A 17,929-nucleotide genomic window follows, 5' to 3' on the forward strand; every position below is an offset into this window, starting at 1 on the left:
CCTCCGCCGCCCCCACCCCGCCCCGCGCCACCGTCGCCATCGACGACGCCGAACTGCAGCAGCTGGACGCCTTCTGGCGCGCCGCCAACTATCTGGCCGGGGCCATGATCTACCTGCAGGACAACCCCCTGCTGCGCCAGCCCCTGGCACCGGAGCACATCAAGCAGCGACCCCTCGGCCACTGGGGCGCCAGCCCCGGCCTGGCCTTCGCCTACGCCCACCTGACCCGGCTGATCCGCCACCACGACCTGGACGCCATCTTCCTCGCCGGCCCGGGCCACGGCGCCCCCGGCATCCTGGGCCCAGCCTGGCTCGAAGGCAGCCTGGGCGACCGCCAGCCGCAACGGGGCTGGGGCCTGGCCGGCCTGACCCGCTTCTGCCGCGACTTCTCCTTCCCTGGCGGCCTGGGCAGCCACTGCACGCCGGAAGTGCCGGGCTCCATCCACGAAGGGGGCGAGCTGGGCTACAGCCTCTCCCACGCCTTCGGCGCCGCCTTCGACAACCCGGAGCTGCTGGTGACGGTGATGGTGGGCGACGGCGAGGCCGAGACCGGCCCCCTGGCCACCGCCTGGCACTCCAACAAATTCCTCAACCCGGCCCGGGACGGGGCGGTGCTGCCCATCCTGCACCTCAACGGCTACAAGATCGCCAACCCCACCATCCTGGCCCGCATCCCCCGGGAGGAACTGCTGGCCCTGTTCACCGGCTACGGCTGGGCCCCGAAGATCGTCGAAGGCCATGAGCCGGCGGCCATGCACCGAGCCATGGCGGCGGCCATGGACGAATGCCTGGCGGAGATCCAGGCCATTCAGCAGGCGGCCCGCAGCGGCAAGGGGCCGGTACAACGACCCCGCTGGCCCATGATCGTGCTCGTCTCGCCCAAGGGCTGGAGCGGGCCCAGGCAGGCCGACGGCCATCAGGTGGAAGGCACCTGGCGGGCCCACCAGGTGCCCCTGGCCGATCCGCGTAACAACGAAGAAAACCGCCGCCTGCTGCAGGAATGGCTGCTGTCCTACCGGCCGCAGGAACTGTTCACCGAGGACGGCGAACCGGCGCCCCAGCTGCAGGACTTCGCCCCCCGGGGCCGCCGTCGCCTGGGGGCCAATCCCCACGCCAACGGCGGCCTGCTGCGCCTGCCCCTGGACCGGCCCGACTGGCGCCAACAGGCGGTCACCTTCGCCGCCCCGGGCAGCCGCCGCCACAGCAACACCGATCCCCTGGGCCGCCACCTGGGGCAGATCATGCAAAAGAACCCCAGCAATTTCCGCCTCTTCGGCCCGGACGAAACCGCCTCCAACAAGCTGGGCGCCGTCTTCGAAGTCACCGGCAAGGCCTGGCTGGGGGAATACCGCCCCGAGGACGCGGACGGCGGCCATCTCGCTGCCGACGGCCGGGTCATGGAAATGCTCTCGGAACACACCCTGGAAGGCTGGCTCGAAGGCTATCTGCTGACCGGCCGCTACGGTCTCCTGTCCACCTACGAAGCCTTCGCCCACGTCATCGACTCCATGTTCAACCAGCACGCCAAGTGGCTGGAGATGTGCCGGGACGTGCCCTGGCGGGCGCCGGTGGGGGCCCTCAACCTGCTCATCACCTCCACCGTGTGGCGCCAGGACCACAACGGCTTCACCCACCAGGACCCGGGCTTCCTCGACCTGGTGGTGAACAAGAGCCCGGCGGTGACCCGCATCTACCTGCCGCCGGACGCCAACTGCCTGCTGGCAGTGGCCGACCGTTGCCTGGGGGAAACGGACGTCATCAACGTCATCGTCGCCGACAAGCAGGCCCACCTGCAGTACCTGGACGCGGAAGCTGCCGCCCTGCACTGCGCCCGGGGCATCGGCCTGTGGGACTGGGCCAGCAGCGATGACGAGGCGGGCACCGAACCGGAAGTGGTGCTGGCCAGCTGCGGCGACGTGGCCACCCAGGAAGCCCTGGCGGCGGCAGAACTGCTCTACCGCCACTTCCCCGATCTCAAGCTGCGCTTCGTGAACGTGGTGGACCTGTTCACCCTGACGCCGCCGGAGGAGCACCCCCACGGCATCAGCGACCGGGACTGGACCGGCCTGTTCACCGCCGACAAGCCCATCGTCTTCAACTTCCACGGCTACCCCTGGCTGATCCACCGCCTCGCCTACCGCCGCCCCAACCACGCCAATCTGCATGTGCGCGGCTACAAGGAACGGGGCAGCATCTGCACCCCTTTGGAACTGGCCATGGACAACCAGATCGACCGCTACTCCCTGGCCATCGACGTCATCGACCGGGTGCCGCGCCTGGCCGTGGCCGGCGCCCACGTCAAGCAGGCCCTGGAGCAGAAGCAGCAGCAATGCCGGGCCCATGCCCACCGCCACGGGGTGGACCCGGAGGAGATCAACACCTGGACCTGGGGCGGCCAGCCGTGAGCCAGGCAGTTCTGGAATGCCGCCCGGGCTGCGGCGCCTGCTGCATCGCCCCTTCCATCTCCTCCCCCATACCCGGCATGCCGGACGGCAAGCCGGCGGGAGTGCGCTGCATCCAGCTGCTGGAAGACAACCGCTGCGCCATCTTCGGCCGGCCGGAGCGGCCCGCCGTCTGCGGCGGCCTGCAACCCTCGCCGGAAATGTGCGGCGCCAGCCAGGGCGAAGCCCTGGCCTGGCTTACGCAGCTGGAGCAGGCCACCCATCCGGAGGCCTGAACTTCGTGCGTATGAAGTCGGGTACAGCAGCGCCTGCCCGGGCGGCCTGAAATAGCTCAGGGCTCCTCGGGAAAGCGCTCCCGGTCGGCGAAGAATTCCACCAGCCGGTCGAACACCAGGCGGATGCGGGCCGCCACCGGGCCCCGCTGGGGGCGATAGACGTAGAGATTCCACGGGTCCGGCTCCAGCTGCGGCAGCACCCGCCGCAGCTCGCCGCTACGCAGCAGGGGAATGGTGAGCAGGCTCACCACCTGGCCGAAGCCCAGGCCGGCCCGCACCGCGGCGAACTCGGCCAGGGTCTCGTCGGTGGCGAAGGCCCAGGTCTGGGGCAGCCACTCCTCCCCGTCCTTGAGGAACCAGGGCCAGGGCTTGCCCGTGGCCGGGTCCATCACCACCGTCACCGGCCGCTGCTGCAGGTCCGCCAGGCTCAGCGGTTCTCCAACTGCCGCCACCAGGGCCGGGCTGGCCACGGTGTGGAAATGCACCTTGGCCACGGCCCGGGCGACGAAGCGGCTGTCCCGCAGAAAGCCCACCCGCACGCCGATGTCGATCTGCTCGTCCACCACGTCCGCCGGCCGGTCCGAGAGGCGCAGGTCGAGACGCAGGCCGGGGAATTCGCGGCCCAGTTCGGCCAGCAGGGGCATGACGAAATGCTGGCCCAGGGCCTTGGGTGCGGTGAGGCGCACCAGGCCGGCAAGCTCGTTGTCCGGCAGGGGGCTGGCGCGCTGGAACAGGGCATCGACGCCCTGCACGGCGCCGCGGGCCTCCGCCGCCAGACGGGCGCCGAAGTCGGTGATGCGGTTGGCCCGGGTGTTGCGGTGGAAGAGCAGTTCCCCCAGGTGTTCCTCCAGCTCCTGCACCGCCCGGGTCACGGCCTGGGGTGAGACGTGCAGGCGCAGGGCTGCCTCCTTGAAGCTCTTGGCTTCGGCGGCGGCAACGAAGAGGCGCAGCATTTCCAGGCGGTTGAGCATGACGGGGCTCTGCTTTCAGTTCCGATATTTGGAATTGTGAAATCAAAACACTTTCATTTATTGGATTCAAGTCCTGGCGGATACTGCTCGGCGTACACCCCATTTCCCCGGAGGACTCTCCATGACCAGCCAGCTGTTCACCCCCTACGCCCTGGGCGGCCTGAGCCTGCCCAACCGCATCGTCATCGCCCCCATGTGCCAGTACTCCGCCGCCAACGGCGTGGTCGGCGACTGGCACCTGATGCACCTGGGCAACCTTTCCCATAGCGGCGCCGGCCTGCTCATCGCCGAAGCCACCGCCGTCAGCCCGGAAGGCCGCATCTCCGACCGCTGCCCCGGCCTGTGGGACGACGCCACGGAAAGCGGCTGGGCCCGGGTCATGGCCGGCATCCGCCAGTACTCGGCCATGCCCCTCGGCATCCAGCTGGCCCACGCCGGGCGCAAGGGCGGTTGTGCCGCCCCCTGGCTGGGCGGCAAGCAACTGCCCCTGAGCGAAGGCGGGTGGTTCAACGTGGCCCCCTCGGCCATTCCCTTCGATCCCAGCGATGCGGCGCCCCAGGCCCTGGACGCGGCCGGCATCAAGCGCCTGGTGCAGGCCTTCGCCGACGCCGCCCGCCGCGCCGACCGCCTGGGCTTCGACGCGGTGGAACTGCACGCCGCCCACGGCTACCTGATGCACGAGTTTCTCTCCCCCCTCACCAACCGGCGCAGCGACGAGTACGGCGGCAGCCTGGCCAACCGGCTGCGCTTCGTGCTCGAAGTGTTCGATGCCGTGCGCGCCGTGTGGCCCCGCCACAAGGCCCTGGGCATGCGGGTCTCCGCCACGGACTGGGTGGACGGCGGATGGACGCCGGAAGAGACGGTGGAGCTGGCCAAGGAACTGAAGGCCCGGGGCGCCGATTTCATCCACGTCTCCAGCGGCGGCCTTTCCCTGGAACAGAAGATTCCCGTGGGCCCCGGCTACCAGCTGCCCTTCGCCCGCCAGGTGAAGGAAGCCAGCGGCCTGCCCACCATCGGCGTCGGCCTCATCACCGAAGCCAAGCAGGCCGAGGCCGTGGTCACCGAAGGCGATGCGGACCTGGTGGCCGTGGCCCGGGCCATGCTCTACGACCCGCGCTGGCCCTGGCATGCCGCCGCCGAGTTGGGCGCCCAGGTGCAGGCGCCGCCCCAGTTCTGGCGCGGTGCGCCGCGAGGCGCCGAAGGGGTGTTCTCGCCCCTGCCCTGAGGCAGCGGCAAGGCGGGCGGCAGTAAAGCCGCCATGAAAAAAGGGGACGCCTGGCGTCCCCTTTTTTGTCGATACCAAGCACCTGGCCTGGGATCAAGCAGGCACGGGCATCTCCGGCATGGCAACCCGGAGAAGTCCGTCCCGCCTAGGCCCTGGCGCCGCCCGCTCCGTCCTCCCGACCCACCCGGAAGAAGTGCATCAGGCGCTGCAGTTCCTCGGCCTGGGCGCCCATTTCCTCGGCGGTGGCGGCCAGCTCTTCGGAGGCGGCGGCATTCTGCTGGGTGGCCTGGTTCAGCTGGCCCATGGCGCTGTTGATCTGGGCGATGCCGTGGGACTGCTCCTCCGAGGCGGCGGCGATTTCCCGCACCAGATCGGAAGTGCGGCCGATGGCCGGGACGATGCGTCCCAGCAGTTCGCCGGCGTGCTCCGCCTGGTGCACGGTCTGGGCGGCGACGGTGCCGATCTCGCCGGCCGCCACCTGGCTGCGCTCGGCCAGCTTGCGCACTTCCGCCGCCACCACGGCGAAGCCCTTGCCGTGCTCCCCGGCCCGGGCCGCCTCGATGGCGGCGTTGAGGGCCAGCAGATTGGTCTGGTAGGCGATGTCGTCGATGATGCCCACCTTGCCGGCGATCTGCTGCATGGCCGCCACGCTCTCGGCCACCGCGGCGCCGCCGGCCACCGCTTCCTTGGCGGCGGTGCCGGCCATGTTCTCGGTGTTGCGGGCGCTCTCCGTGTTGTTGGCGACGGAGGCGGTGGACTGCTCCAGGGTGGCGGAAATCTCCTCCACCGAGGCCGCCTGCTGGCTGGAGGACTGGGACAGGCTCTGGGCCGTGGCCGAGACCTCCTCGGAGGCGGAGGAGAGGTTGTCGGCGGCGCCCCGCACCTGGCGGATGATGTCCCCCAGGCGCCGCACCATGCGCTCCATGGATTGCAGCAGACGGCCGATCTCGTCGTCCCGCTCGGCCCGCAGATGCACCGTCAGGTCGCCCTCGGCCAGGGCGTCGGCAGCCCGCACCGCCTGCCGGATCGGGCCCAGCACCACCCGGCGCAAAACGAAGGTGAGCAGGGCCAGCAGGGCCACGGTGATGGCCAGGCCGCCCAGCAGCACCGGCAGGGCGGCGCGGCGGGCAGCCCCATCCACTTCCGCCTGGCTGTAGACCACCGCCACCTTGAAGCCCCAGGCCGGGAAGGGCCGGAAGATGGCCTCCCAGTTGTGGCTGGCGCCGGCCTCGCCGGCGGCCTCCTGCAGCCGGGCCTGGATGGATTCGGGGCTGACGCCGTCGGAATGGAGGAAGGGCTTGCCCTGGCCGTCCAGCAGGACGACGAAGCCGGAGCCGAAGGAGACGGACTTGCCGATCAGTTCCTTGAGCCCCGCCAGGTCGGCCTTGAAACCCACGTACCAGGCGCCCACCACCTTGCCGCCGGCGTCCACGATGGGCTCGTAGCCCGTCAGGTAGGGCGCGCCGAGGATGTCCACCTGGCCGTAGAAGGCCTCGCCCCGGGCCAGGGCGGCGTAGGCCTTGCCCTGGGGATTGAGCAGGGTGCCCACGGCCCGCTGGCCCTCCGGCGTCTTGACGTTGGTGGCGATGCGCACGAAGTCCTGGCCCTGGCGCGCGAAGAGGGTGGCGGTGCCACCGGCGATGCCGCTGACGCTGTCCACCAGGGCCGTCTCCAGGGCCTGGGGGCGGCCGCCGAAGCGCAGGTTGAGGGGATGCTGGCCGCCCACGGCGACAGCCTCGCCCAGGCTCACCGGCCCCAGCTGGGCGCTCTTTTCCCGGAACAGCTTCATGGCGCTGCGGGTCTGTTCCCCCATCAGGCTGTCGCTCATCTGCAACAGCTGGATGACGCCGGCGGCGGTGGCTTCCGAACGCAGGCGCACGTCGGCCTCCAGGCGCCGGGATTCATTGGCCGACAGGGCCAGGGAACCGACGATGAGGGCGACGACCAGGGGGGCGAAACCGAAGAGGGCGAAACGGGCTTGGAGTCCCAGTCCTTTCATCTTGCATCCTTATGGGGGCAGGTTGGCACGGCGCGCCCGCTGCGGCCGGATGGGCCGGCAACGGCGCGAACGCAACCGTAGCAACAACCGGGCCGCAGCCCCAGTCGGAGTTTCCACAAGGGGCAGGCGCCGCAAACGACGGGAAACAGGCGGTGCAGGCAGAGGGGGAGCGCCGCCCGATGGCGCTCCCGAGGACATTTTGTCCGCCCGCCGGCACGCTTTTGGGGCAGGGGCGGACATTCTGTCCCGCCGCCGCCCTCGGGCGGGGCAGCGGACAGGCGCGGACTCAGACCCCGGCCAGGGCCTGCTCCAGGTCGGCGATGAGGTCCGCCGTGGCCTCGATGCCGATGGACAGGCGCAGCAGGTCGTCGGGACAGAAGGTGCCCGGCCCCTCGACGCTGGCCCGGTGCTCCACCAGACTTTCCACCGAGCCGAGGGAGGTGGCCCGCTGGAACACCTGCAGACGGGCCGCCACGGTCTTGGCCGCCGCCTCGCCGCCGGCGATGCGCAGGGAGAGCATGGCGCCGAAGCCGCCCCGCATCTGCCGCGCCGCCACGGCGTGGCCGGGATGGGAAGCCAGGCCCGGGTAGAGCACCAGGCTGACTTTGGCGTGGCCGTGGAAATGGCTGGCGATGGCGGCGGCGGAAGCGGCGGCGGTGCGCACCCGGGGGAACAGGGTGCGCATGCCCCGGGCCAGCAGCCAGGCCTCGAAGGGGCCGAGCACGGCGCCGCCGAGAGCGCGCACGGTCTTGATGCGCTGCCAGAAGTCGTCCACGGCTTTGGTCACCAGGGCCCCGGCCACCACGTCGGAATGGCCGTTGAGATATTTGGTGGCCGAGTGCATGACGATGTCCGCGCCCAATTCCAGGGGCCGGGTAAACACCGGCGTCGGCACCGTGGAATCCACCACCAGGCGGGCGCCGGCAGCGTGGGCCACCTTGGCGGCGGCGGCGATGTCGGTGATTTCCCAGGTGGGATTGGCCGGCGTTTCCAGCCACACCAGATCCGCCGGGCGCTGCAGCAGGGCCGCCAGTTCGGCGTCGTCGGCGAAGAAGTCCAGGGTCAGCTGCCAGTTGGCGGCAAACTGGATCATCCAGTTGCGCAGGGCCCAGTACATGGCCCGGGGCGCCACCACCCGGGCCCCGGGCTTGAGGGCCTGCAACACGGCGGAAGCGGCGGCCATGCCGGAAGCGAAGAGAGCCGCGGCGGCGCCGCCTTCCAGCTCCTTCAACAAGGCTTCGGGCCCGTCGTAGGCCGGGCTGCCGTCCCGGGAATAGACCCGGCCGCCGGGGTAGCTGCCGTCACCGGCCCGCTCGAAGGTGGTAGCCAGATGCAGGGGCGGCACGATGTCCTTGTAGGGAGAGGCAATCTCGGCCGCACCGTGGGCGGCCAGGGTTTCGGCGCGCAGGGGGGAGTGGTCCTGGCTCATGGCATCACTTCCGACGCTGGCTGAGGGTGACCTGGGGCGGCTGCTTCAGGGTCTGGTAGATGACACAGTAGCGCTCGGAAAGGTTGAGCAGGGTCTGCAACTGTTCCTCGCTGGCGTCCGTGTCCAGCTCGAAATTGAGGCGGATGGCGGAAAAGCCCACCGGGGCCTCCTTGCTCACGCCCAGGGTGCCGCGGAAGTCCAGGTCGCCTTCCACATGCACCTCGCCGCCCCGGATCTCGATACCCATGGCGGTAGCCACGGCCTTCAGGGTGACGCCGGCACAGGCTGCCAGGGCTTCCAGCAGCATGTCGCCGGAACAGGCGTCGGCGCCGCTGCCGCCGGTGGCGGGATGCAGACCAGCCTCCACCTTGCCGTGGCCGGTCTCGATTTTCACCGTGGGGCGGTCGCTGCCGAGGCGGCCTCGCACCTTCAACACCCACTGGGCGCTACTGGGGTCTTCCTTGTACTTGGCCTTGAGGGGAGCCTGGGCGGCCTTCAGTTCTTCTGCATTCATGGTTGGGGTCCTTGCCAGAAAAGAAAGGCCGCGTTTCCTCCGCGCGGAAGGAACGCGGCCCAAACGAGAGACTATAGGGCGAAAGCGAAAGTATCCAGATTGATCGGCTGCCAGCGGCGCGCCACCTCTTCCGCCTCGGCCGAAACATCGTGGAAATCGCCGATGCCACCGTTGAGCTGGTTCAGTACCTGGGCCTTGAGCTGGGCCAGACGGGTGTCCCGGCGATCCCGCTCGTGGGGCAGGCCCACCACCACCTCGCCGCTGATGCGACCCGGCTTGCTGGCCATGACCAGGACCCGGTCGCTCAGGTACACCGCCTCATCGATATCGTGAGTCACCAGCAGCAGGGTGGTGCCGTGGCGGGCGGCCACGTTCAGCAGCAGGTCCTGCAGGCGCATCTTGGTGAAGGCATCGACGGCGGAAAAGGGCTCGTCCAGCAGCAGCAGTTCGGGCTGGGTGAACAGGCCCCGGGCAATGGAAGCGCGCTGGGCCATGCCGCCGGAAAGCTGCTTGGGATAGGCGTGGGCGTAATCCCCCAGGCCCACCTCGGCCAGCAGTTCCTTGACCCGGGGATGGTTGGCCCCGGCCCGGCCCAGCTCGAAGCCCACGTTCTCGGCTACGGTGAGCCAGGGCAGCAGGCGCGGCTCCTGGAAGATGAAGCCGACGTGGCGCGAATGCAACTGCACCGGCTCGCCCAGGACCCGGGCCGAGCCGCTGTACTGCCGGTCCAGGCCGGCGACGATACGCAACAGGGTGCTCTTGCCGCAGCCGCTGGCGCCCACCAGGCTGACCACCTCGCCGGGAACCAGATCCACGCGGATATCCTGCAGTACCTGGAAGTCCTGGAAGTACTTGGCCGTCACGGCCAGATTAAGTAGGGATTCGGACATAGTCGATCTCTCAGCGTGAGGCATAGACGTCGCGCCAGGCCAGCAGCCGGTGCTCCAGGCCGCGCAGCAGGCTGTCGGTGAATTTGCCTAGCAGGGCCAGGGTGATGATGGAAACGATCACCACGTCGGCCCGGCCGGTCTCCCGACCGTCGGTAAGCAGATAGCCCAGGCCCCGGGTGGCGGCGATCAGCTCCGCTGCCACCAAAAACATCCAGCTCAGGGAAAGGCCGGTGCGAAAGCCGGTGAACAGGCTGGGCAGGGCAGCGGGCAGGAAGATGCGGCGGATCATGCCGACCGGACCGAGGCCGTAGATTTCCCCCACTTCCACCAGCTTGCGGTCCACGTTGTGGATGCCGGCCACCAGCCCCAGGTAGACGGGGAAGAAGGCGCCGATGGCAATGAGGGTGATTTTGGGTCCCTCGTCGATCCCCAGCCACAGCAGCAGCAGGGGCACCCAGGCCAGGGAGGGGATGGCGCGGATGGCCTGAAAGGTGGGATCGAACAGGGCCTCCAGGCGACGGCTGAGGCCCAGCAGGGCACCGACGACAATGGCCAGACCGGCGCCGATGGCGAAGCCGGCCAGGACCCGCAGGGAGCTGACGCCGATGTGGCCGAGCAGGGTACCGTCCACGGCCAGGTCGCGGTAGGTGCGCAGGATTTCGCTGGGCGGCGGCATCAGGTTGGGGCTGATCCAGCCGGCCCGCACCACCGCTTCCCACAAGGCCACCAGACCCAGGGGCACCAGCAGCCCCTGCAGACGGGACCAGCGCCCGGCCCGGGGGGTTCCTGCCGCTGCCGGCCGGGGCGCCTCTGCCACTGCCGGCAGGGCGGCGATAGTGCTTGGTAGATCGCTCACGCCTGCCTCCTTATTTCACCACGGCCTTGGCGAAGGTCGGGTCGATCAGTTCGTCCACCACCTTGTTCACGTCCGTGCCCTTCTTTACCAGTTCCTCTTCCAGCAGCAGAGGGGCGGCGGCCTTGAGGGCCTTGATGTGCTCGGCGCCGGGCACCGGATTGGAGAAGTCGTTGCGGCTCAACTGCAACTTGGCCACGGCCAGGGAAATCTTCGCTTCCTCGGCGACGATTTCGGCGGTCTTCTCCGGGTTGGCGAGAATCCACTTGCGCGCCTTCTCGTAGTTGGCGATGACCGCCTTCACCGCATCCGGGTACTTGGCGGCGAAGCTGTCCGAGGTATTGAGGAAGGAATAGGTGTTGTAGGCGACGTTGCGGTAGATGGAGCGGGCACCGAACTCCAGTTCGCTGGTGGCCAGCAGGGGATCGAGACCGGCCCAGGCGTCCACCCGTTTCTGCTCCAGGGCGGCGCGGCCGTCGCCGTGTTGCAGGGCCACGTGCTCGATGTCGCCCTTCTTCAGGCCCACGTCGTGCAGGGCCCGCAGCAGGAAGAGGTAGGGATCGGTGCCCTTGGTGGCAGCCACCTTCTTGCCCTTCAGGTCGGCCACGTTCTTGATGGGGGAATCCTTGGGCACCACCAGGAAGGTCCATTCCGGGCGGGAGAGGACGTACACGTCCTTCACCGGATTGCCGTTGGCCCGGCTCAGGGTAGCTGCCAGGCCGGCGGTGGAGCCGAAGTCCACGCTGCCGCTGTTGAGCAGTTCGAGGGAGCGGTTGCTGCCCTGGCTGAAGATCCAGCGCACCGGCACATTGCTGGCCTTGAGGTCTTCCTCCAGCCAGCCGAATTTCTTCAGTACCAGGCTGGAAGGAGAGTAGTAGGCGTAGTCGAGGCGGAGCTCCTTGGGCAGGTCGGCGGCCAGGGCGCTGCCGGCCAGGGCAGTGGTCAGGAGGGCTCCCAGGAGGCGGGCGGAGCGGCTGATGGAGCGGGGAAGGATGCGGATCATGACGGTCTCGCTTTCTCGAAGGGGAAGGGGATGAAAAACCGGATCAGAGCTTGGCGATGGACACTTCGGTGGCCTTCACCAGGGCCAGCACTTCGCTGCCGACCTTGAGGCCCAGGTCCTCCACGGAACGGGTGGTGATGACGGAAGCGACGATGCCGGCGGGGGTCTCCACGTCGATTTCGGAAACGACGGGACCCAGGATGATTTCCTTGATGCGGCCGCGGAACTGGTTGCGGGCGTTGATGGCACTGATCGACATGGACTTTCTCCGGAAGGGTTGGAATGCGGGGCGCTGCCCCCTGTCGCCGGAAAAGTTAAGGGAGCAAAACTAATAACGGTTAATACTTATTTACAACGTTCATATAGCCAAACAGAATTTGATCACTTCCACGGCGCCCCGGCGCTTTTATTGCCGGGAAGCATTTGGACATGACTTTTTATTCCTTATGAATGGCCCCGCGACGCCCCCAGGATGGTCGCCATCCCCCGGCCCAGGAGCCCGCCAACCATGCCTAAACTGCCCACCCGACTGCGTCCCCTCCTCCTTCTGCTGGCCACCCTGGCCGCTCCCGCCGCCCAGGCCAAGGACATCGTGATCGCCCAGATCGCCCCCCTGAGCGGCCCCCAGGCCGTCACCGGCAAGGCCATCGCCGCCGGCGCCCGGCTCTACATCAACCACATCAACGCCCAGGGCGGCATCAACGGCAGTCCCATCCGCCTGGTGCGCAAGGACGACGGCCAGAAGCCGGAGGAGACCCTGCGCCTGGTGAAGGAAAGCCTGAAGGAGGAGGAGCCGCCCGTGGCCTTCCTCGGCACCGTGGGCACCAACAACGTGGAAGCCCTGGTGAAGGACGGCATCCTGGCCCGCAGCAACGTGCCCCTGGTGGGGGCCGTGTCCGGCGCCTCCAGCGTGATCGGCGCCCCCGGCGTGTTCGTGGTCAAGGCCGGCTACCGGGACGAGGTGGAACGCCTCTTTGCCCACCTTTCCCAGCTGGGCCAGAAGCAGGTGGGACTGGTATTCCAGGACGATGCCCTGGGCGCGGACGTGATCGCCGGGGCCGAGGTGGCCGCCGCCCGCAACGGCATCAGCCTGGTGACCCAGGCCGGCTACGAGCGCAACACCACCAAGGTGGAAGCCGCCGTCAATGCGGTGCTCAAGGCCAATCCCCAGGCGGTGTTCCTCGGCGCCACCACCGCCGCCGCCATCGAATTCGTGCGCCAGTAACGGCAGAAGGGCGGCCTGGCCACCCTCTACGGCCTTTCCATCATCGACACCCAGCAGCTGCTGGACAAGCTGGGCCCCGGCCTGGCCCGGGGCTACGCCTTCTCCGTGGTGGTGCCCCTGGAACAGCAGAACACCCTGTCCCTCAACCGGGAATACAGCCACCTCAAGGCTGCCGCCAACGACCCGGAACTGTCGGCCCGCTCCATGGAGGGCTTCATCGCCGCCAAGGTTCTGGTAAGCGCCCTGCGCCAGGGCGGCGGCAACGGTCCGGCCGTGCTCAAGGCCCTGCAGGCCATGCGCAAGGTGGATCTGGGGGGCTACGCCATCGACTTCAGCCAGCGCAACCGCCCCGGCTCCACCCGGGTGGACTTCGCCATGATCGGCGAGGGCGGCAAGGTCTTCCAGTAAAGCGGCCGGCAGGCTCCCGGCGCATCGCCGGCCAGTTGATTGCACCTGGTGGCGCCCTGCCGCCCCCCGGTTCCACACTACTCCACCCCCTCCAGCCACACCGGGTCCCGCACCCGGTTTTTCTTTGGGACGCCCCGGCACCGCTTATGCGCCTGCCGCATACGGTTAGTCCGATTCATTCCTTCGCTGTCGGAGAGGGGCCTGCTTAAAGTGGCCCGGCATCCCCGCGCCCGCCCCCTCCTCAAGCCGGGGCCCGCATCCAACGCCAAACGACCGAACCTGCCGAAGCCGCCATGACCGCCACCCAGACCGCTCACCCCACCCAGCCCCATTCCGACACCCAGCCAGAGCTCTATCCCATACCACCTGCCGTGGCCGCCCGGGCCCATATCACTGCAGAGACCTACGCCACCCAATACCGGCGCTCACTGGAAGAGCCGGAGGACTTCTGGCGAGAACAGGCCGCCTCCCTGCAATGGATGCGCCCCTTCACCCAGGTGAAGGACACCAGCTTCGATCCGCAAGACCTGCGCATCCGCTGGTTCGCCGACGGCACCCTCAATGCCTCGGTCAATTGCCTGGACCGGCACCTGCCGGCCAAGGCGGAGCAGCCTGCCATCCTCTGGGAGGGCGACCGCCCCGGCGAATCCCGCACGGTGACCTGGGGCCAACTGGCCGATAAGGTGAACCGCCTGGCCAACGTGCTGAAGGGTCTGGGCGTGCAGAAGGGGGACGTGGTGACCATCTACCTGCCGGTGATTCCGGAAGTGATGGTGGCCATGCTGGCCTGCGTGCGCATCGGCGCCGTGCATTCCGTGGTGTTCTCCGGCTTTTCCGCCGAAGCCCTGGCCAACCGCATCGAGGATGCGGGCGCCAAGGTGCTCATCACTGCCGACGAAGGCCATCGCGGCGGCCGGGTGGTGCCCTTGAAACAGAATGCCGATGCAGCTCTGGCCAACCAGCCTTCGGTGCAGCATGTGGTGGTGGTACCCCGTTCCGGCGCCGCCGTACCGTTCACCCCGGGCCGGGACCTGTGGTACGACGAAGCCACGGCCGCTGCCGAGCCCTGGTGCGAGCCGGTGGAAGTGGGTGCCGAAGACCCCCTCTTCATACTCTATACCTCCGGCTCTACCGGCAAGCCCAAGGGCCTGGTGCACACCACCGGCGGCTACCTAGTGCATACCGGCACCAGCTGGCGCAATATCTTCGACTGGCACGAGGGCGAGGTCTTCTGGTGCACTGCCGACGTAGGCTGGGTCACCGCCCATACCTACAAGATCTACGGCCCCCTGCTCAACGGCGCCACCAGCCTCATGTTCGAGGGCGTGCCCAGCTGGCCCGACAGCTCCCGCTGGTGGTCCCTCATCGAAAAGCACCGGGTGAATATTTTCTACACCGCCCCCACCGCCCTGCGCTCCCTCATGCGCGAAGGCGAGGAGCCGGTGCGGCGTCACGACCTTTCGTCCCTGCGCATCCTCGGCTCCGTCGGCGAACCCATCAATCCGGAAGCCTGGCGCTGGTACCACCGGGTCATCGGCGGCGGGCGTTGCCCCATCGTGGACACCTACTGGCAGACCGAGACTGGCGCCGTGCTGCTCACCCCCCTGCCCGGGGCCGTGCCCAACAAGCCGGGGCGGGCGGCCAAGCCCTACTTCGGCATCCGCCCGGTACTCACCGACCCCCAGGGAGACATTTTGGAGGGGGCCGCCGAGGGCAACATGTGCTTCGCCGATTCTTGGCCGGCCCAGGCCCGCACCATCCTGCACGACCACGAGCGTTTCATCCGCACCTACTTCGCCCCCTTCCCCGGCCTCTTCTTCACCGGCGACGGGGCCAGCCGGGACGAGGACGGCTACTACCGCATCAGCGGCCGGGTGGACGACGTCATCAACGTCTCCGGCCATCGCCTGGGCACGGTGGAGCTGGAAAGCGCCATTTCCTCCCACCCGGCGGTGGCGGAATCGGCGGTGGTGGGCTACCCCCACGAGGTGAAGGGTCAGGGGGTCTTCGCCTACGTCACCCTGAAGGGCCACATTGCGGAAAGCGAGGAACTGCGCCGGGAGATCGTCGGCTGGGTGCGCCAGCGCATCGGCCCCATCGCCACCCCGGACGTGATCCAGTGGGCCCCGGCCCTGCCCAAGAACCGGGCCGGCAAAATCCTGCGCCGCATCCTGAGCAAGGTGGCGGCCAACGACTTCGAGAATTTCGGGGACACCTCCACGGTGGCCGACCCCACCGTGGTGGAGGCCATCGTCGCCACCCGGCGCAGCAGCCTGGGCTAGGTCAGCGGGGAGACAGGACCGCCGCCAGTTCGGCGGCGATCTGGCGGGCCCCGTCCGGCGTCGGGCGAGGCGGGATGGGCAGGGCCCAGAGGCGCTTCAGGGCTGCGGCCAGATGGCCTTGCTGCAGGTCTGCCTCGGCGATTTCCAGGGCCCGGTTGTTGGCCTGCAGCCAGGGAATCAGGGCCTCCTGCTCGGGCCAGTCGGGGCGGCGGGCGTAGAGCATGGGGGTGCCGTTGCAGGCGGCTTCGGCGAAAGTGCCGTAGCCGGGCTTGCCCACCACCGCATCCACGGAGGCCAAGAGGTCGGCAAAGTCCCAGCCCAGGGGCTCGAAGGCGCTCATGTCGGGACGGGCCACGCCCCAGGCGGCGGGCACCAGCCAGTGCAGGCCCGGGATCGTCGGCCAGGTCTGGGCCGGCAGCCGGGTGGCGATGCCGCCCAGGGCCGCCAGCACCAGCCGGGCACCCTGGCCGACGCCCAGCGTCTGCCGCAGAAGCCCGTCCTGCCTGGTTCCCAGCCGGGCCACCGGGTCCACGGGACGGGCCTGCGACAGGTCCGGCATGGCCATGGCCGGGGCCAGGCGGAAGAAGGTGCGGGCGCTGCGGTAGGCCGCCAGCATCTGGCCATGGAGGGGCGGTGCCCAGGTTTCGCCGGCGAATTCGTGGGCGAAGAGATCGGCCCAGTTGAGGGAGCTCATGGCGTAGGCCGGCAGGCCCAGGCACTCCGCCGCCGCCAGGGGCAGGTAGGCCACGTTGCTGAGCAGCAGGTCGGCATCAAGGCCCTGGAGAAAATCGGCCTCGGCCGCCACCCGCTCTTCCCAGCCGGCGTGGAAGTCCCGGTAGGCGGCGGCGCTGGCGGCCCGGTCGATGCGGAAGGCATCGCTCATGACGAAGCCGAAATCCACCGCCCGGGGCACCAGGGCAAAGTCGCCGCCGATGCGCTGGCGCAGCTTGAATTCGGGGGCGCCGCTCACCACCGTGAGGCGCAACGCCGGTTGCAGTTGCCGCAGGGCATCGAGCACCGGCCCGGTCTGGGCGATGTGGCCGAAACCATGGCCGGAGATGTAGACGACGAGATGGGGCATGGGGCCGGCCCTAAAAGGCGTTAGCCACAGAGGGCACAGAGATCACCGAGGAGGCCGGGTGGGAAATCATGGCGCCTTCCGCTGCCCCAGGGGCTAGAGCAGGCGGGCGATGTAGGCGCCCTGGCAATCGGGCGGCAGGGGCAGCCACATGATGTGGCCGTTGCCCGGGGCCACGGCGACCGGCTCGCCGGCCTTGTTTTCCATGCGCTCCAGGGCCAGCACCCGGTTGCCGGCGGGGTGGATGATTTCCAGCCGGTCGCCGACGGCGAAACGGTTCTTCACCTCCACCTGCATCAGGCCCCGTTCCGCATCGAAGGCCGTGGCGTCGCCCACGTAGAGGCTGCGCTCGGATTCGGAGTGGCCCTTGAGGTAGTTCTGGTACTCGGCGTCGTGGTGGCGCTGGTAGAAGCCGTCGGTGTAGCCCCGGTTGGCCAGGCCTTCCAGGTCGGAGAGCAGGGTGGCGTCGAAGGGCCGGCCGGCCACGGCATCGTCGATGGCCCGGCGGTAGGCCTGGCAGGCCCGGGCGGCGTAGTAGGGCGACTTGGTGCGGCCCTCGATCTTCAGGGAATCGACGCCGATCTCCACCAGCCGCTGCACATGCTCGATGGCCCGCAGGTCCCGGGAATTCATGATGTAGGTGCCGTGCTCATCCTCCTCGATGGGCATCAGCTCGCCGGGGCGCTCCTTCTCCTCCAGCAGCCACACCTTGGATTCGGGCCGGCCGTCGGCGGACTCGTTCTCGGGATGGACCTTGTAGTCCCAGCGGCAGGAATTGGTGCAGGTGCCCTGGTTGGGATCGCGCCGGTTGAAGTAGCCGGAGAGCAGGCAGCGGCCCGAATAGGCGATGCACAGGGCGCCGTGCACGAACACTTCCAGCTCCATGTCCGGACATTCCTGGCGGATCTCCGCCACCTCGTCCAGGGACAGCTCCCGGGAGAGGATGACCCGGGAAATGCCGACGCTCTTCCAGAACTTCACTGCGGCGTAGTTCACCGTGTTGGACTGGACGGAAAGGTGCACCGGCATCTGCGGCCACTTCTCCCGCACCATGGCGATGAGGCCCGGGTCGGCCATGATCAGGGCGTCCGGCGCCATCTCGATCACCGGCTCCATGTCTGCCAGATAGGTCCGCACCTTGGCGTTGTGGGGAAAGATGTTGCTCACCAGGTAGAACTGCTTGCCCAGTTCCCGGGCGGCCTGGCGGGCCTCGGCCAGCACGCTCATGTTGCCGAAATCGTTGTTGCGCACCCGCAGGCTGTAGCGGGGCTGGCCGGCGTAGACCGCGTCGGCGCCGAAGGCGAAGGCGCTATCCATCATGGCCCGGGTGCCGGCGGGGGCCAGCAGTTCGGGGCCGCGGCGAGCGGGCTGGGGG

The 17,929-nt window shown here is 68.9% G+C and carries 16 protein-coding genes; 6 read left to right on the forward strand and 10 right to left on the reverse strand.

What is annotated here, in order from left to right; genetic code table 11:
* Together AC1RTA_RS14595 and AC1RTA_RS14600 are read left to right on the forward strand one after the other, a co-directional pair.
* On the forward strand, window positions 1-2,405 hold a 2,405-nt coding region (locus AC1RTA_RS14595), incomplete at its 5' end, for a phosphoketolase family protein (protein ID WP_492785116.1).
* A gap of 11 nt (window positions 2,406-2,416) precedes the next feature.
* Window positions 2,417-2,677, forward strand: a complete 261-nt coding sequence (locus AC1RTA_RS14600) for a YkgJ family cysteine cluster protein (RefSeq protein ID WP_492785131.1) — start codon at window positions 2,417-2,419, stop codon at window positions 2,675-2,677.
* A 56-nt stretch (window positions 2,678-2,733) separates the two neighbouring features.
* Here the strand turns inward: AC1RTA_RS14600 and AC1RTA_RS14605 are convergent, their stop codons facing one another.
* Window positions 2,734-3,648, reverse strand: a complete 915-nt coding sequence (locus AC1RTA_RS14605; RefSeq protein ID WP_492785117.1) for a LysR family transcriptional regulator — start codon at window positions 3,646-3,648, stop codon at window positions 2,734-2,736.
* A 121-nt stretch (window positions 3,649-3,769) separates the two neighbouring features.
* On the opposite strand from AC1RTA_RS14605, the gene AC1RTA_RS14610 reads away from it, so the two are divergent.
* Window positions 3,770-4,873, forward strand: coding sequence for an NADH:flavin oxidoreductase/NADH oxidase (locus AC1RTA_RS14610; RefSeq protein ID WP_492785118.1), 1,104 nt, complete (start codon window positions 3,770-3,772; stop codon window positions 4,871-4,873).
* 145 nt (window positions 4,874-5,018) lie between these two features.
* Here the strand turns inward: AC1RTA_RS14610 and AC1RTA_RS14615 are convergent, their stop codons facing one another.
* The 7 genes from AC1RTA_RS14615 to AC1RTA_RS14645 form a co-directional block, all read right to left on the reverse strand.
* The gene (locus AC1RTA_RS14615; RefSeq protein ID WP_492785119.1) at window positions 5,019-6,872 is read right to left on the reverse strand and encodes a methyl-accepting chemotaxis protein; all 1,854 of its coding nucleotides are present in this window, start codon (window positions 6,870-6,872) and stop codon (window positions 5,019-5,021) included.
* Between the two features lie 286 nt (window positions 6,873-7,158).
* Window positions 7,159-8,301 (reverse strand): trans-sulfuration enzyme family protein, encoded by a 1,143-nt coding sequence (locus AC1RTA_RS14620; RefSeq protein WP_492785120.1) that lies wholly within the window; start codon window positions 8,299-8,301, stop codon window positions 7,159-7,161.
* A 4-nt stretch (window positions 8,302-8,305) separates the two neighbouring features.
* Complete coding sequence (locus AC1RTA_RS14625) at window positions 8,306-8,815, reverse strand: OsmC family protein (protein WP_492785121.1); 510 nt, start codon at window positions 8,813-8,815, stop codon at window positions 8,306-8,308.
* 71 nt (window positions 8,816-8,886) lie between these two features.
* Entirely contained in the window at window positions 8,887-9,705 is an 819-nt protein-coding gene (locus AC1RTA_RS14630; protein ID WP_492785122.1) for an ABC transporter ATP-binding protein, read from the reverse strand.
* Window positions 9,706-9,715: 10 nt separating this feature from the next.
* Window positions 9,716-10,561 carry an ABC transporter permease gene (locus tag AC1RTA_RS14635; RefSeq protein ID WP_492785123.1) on the reverse strand — a complete coding sequence of 282 codons (846 nt, stop codon included), beginning with the start codon at window positions 10,559-10,561 and terminating at the stop codon, window positions 9,716-9,718.
* 10 nt (window positions 10,562-10,571) lie between these two features.
* Window positions 10,572-11,561 (reverse strand): aliphatic sulfonate ABC transporter substrate-binding protein, encoded by a 990-nt coding sequence (locus AC1RTA_RS14640; protein ID WP_492785124.1) that lies wholly within the window; start codon window positions 11,559-11,561, stop codon window positions 10,572-10,574.
* Window positions 11,562-11,604: 43 nt separating this feature from the next.
* Window positions 11,605-11,820: a TOBE domain-containing protein gene (locus AC1RTA_RS14645; RefSeq protein ID WP_492785125.1), complete on the reverse strand. Its 216-nt coding sequence runs from the start codon at window positions 11,818-11,820 to the stop codon at window positions 11,605-11,607.
* Between the two features lie 249 nt (window positions 11,821-12,069).
* On the opposite strand from AC1RTA_RS14645, the gene AC1RTA_RS14650 reads away from it, so the two are divergent.
* The 3 genes from AC1RTA_RS14650 to acs all read left to right on the forward strand — a co-directional run bounded on the left by AC1RTA_RS14650 (window position 12,070) and on the right by acs (window position 15,476).
* Window positions 12,070-12,786, forward strand: a complete 717-nt coding sequence (locus AC1RTA_RS14650; protein ID WP_492785126.1) for an ABC transporter substrate-binding protein — start codon at window positions 12,070-12,072, stop codon at window positions 12,784-12,786.
* 105 nt (window positions 12,787-12,891) lie between these two features.
* On the forward strand, window positions 12,892-13,194 hold the full coding sequence (locus AC1RTA_RS14655) for a hypothetical protein (RefSeq protein ID WP_492785127.1): 303 nt from the start codon (window positions 12,892-12,894) through the stop codon (window positions 13,192-13,194).
* Window positions 13,195-13,487: 293 nt separating this feature from the next.
* Entirely contained in the window at window positions 13,488-15,476 is a 1,989-nt protein-coding gene (acs, locus tag AC1RTA_RS14660; RefSeq protein WP_492785128.1) for an acetate--CoA ligase, read from the forward strand.
* A gap of 1 nt (window position 15,477) precedes the next feature.
* On the opposite strand, the gene AC1RTA_RS14665 is transcribed toward acs, so the two are convergent.
* Window positions 15,478-16,557, reverse strand: a complete 1,080-nt coding sequence (locus AC1RTA_RS14665) for a hypothetical protein (RefSeq protein ID WP_492785129.1) — start codon at window positions 16,555-16,557, stop codon at window positions 15,478-15,480.
* Window positions 16,558-16,650: 93 nt separating this feature from the next.
* The coding region (trhP, locus tag AC1RTA_RS14670; protein ID WP_492785130.1) for a prephenate-dependent tRNA uridine(34) hydroxylase TrhP at window positions 16,651-17,929 on the reverse strand (1,279 nt) is incomplete at its 5' end.

The organism is Azospira sp. MPR-E4 (genome assembly GCF_058809645.1).

Excerpts from the sequence above, each read along its gene's own strand:
- AC1RTA_RS14615 (WP_492785119.1), bottom strand. The coding sequence starts at position 6,872 with ATGAAAGGACTGGGACTCCAAGCCCGTTTCGCCCTCTTCGGTTTCGCC.
- AC1RTA_RS14625 (WP_492785121.1), bottom strand. The coding sequence starts at position 8,815 with ATGAATGCAGAAGAACTGAAGGCCGCCCAGGCTCCCCTCAAGGCCAAG.
- AC1RTA_RS14640 (WP_492785124.1), bottom strand. The coding sequence starts at position 11,561 with ATGATCCGCATCCTTCCCCGCTCCATCAGCCGCTCCGCCCGCCTCCTG.
- AC1RTA_RS14650 (WP_492785126.1), top strand. The coding sequence starts at position 12,070 with ATGCCTAAACTGCCCACCCGACTGCGTCCCCTCCTCCTTCTGCTGGCC.
- AC1RTA_RS14630 (WP_492785122.1), bottom strand. The coding sequence starts at position 9,705 with ATGTCCGAATCCCTACTTAATCTGGCCGTGACGGCCAAGTACTTCCAG.
- AC1RTA_RS14645 (WP_492785125.1), bottom strand. The coding sequence starts at position 11,820 with ATGTCGATCAGTGCCATCAACGCCCGCAACCAGTTCCGCGGCCGCATC.
- AC1RTA_RS14665 (WP_492785129.1), bottom strand. The coding sequence starts at position 16,557 with ATGCCCCATCTCGTCGTCTACATCTCCGGCCATGGTTTCGGCCACATC.
- AC1RTA_RS14620 (WP_492785120.1), bottom strand. The coding sequence starts at position 8,301 with ATGAGCCAGGACCACTCCCCCCTGCGCGCCGAAACCCTGGCCGCCCAC.
- AC1RTA_RS14610 (WP_492785118.1), top strand. The coding sequence starts at position 3,770 with ATGACCAGCCAGCTGTTCACCCCCTACGCCCTGGGCGGCCTGAGCCTG.
- AC1RTA_RS14605 (WP_492785117.1), bottom strand. The coding sequence starts at position 3,648 with ATGCTCAACCGCCTGGAAATGCTGCGCCTCTTCGTTGCCGCCGCCGAA.
- acs (WP_492785128.1), top strand. The coding sequence starts at position 13,488 with ATGACCGCCACCCAGACCGCTCACCCCACCCAGCCCCATTCCGACACC.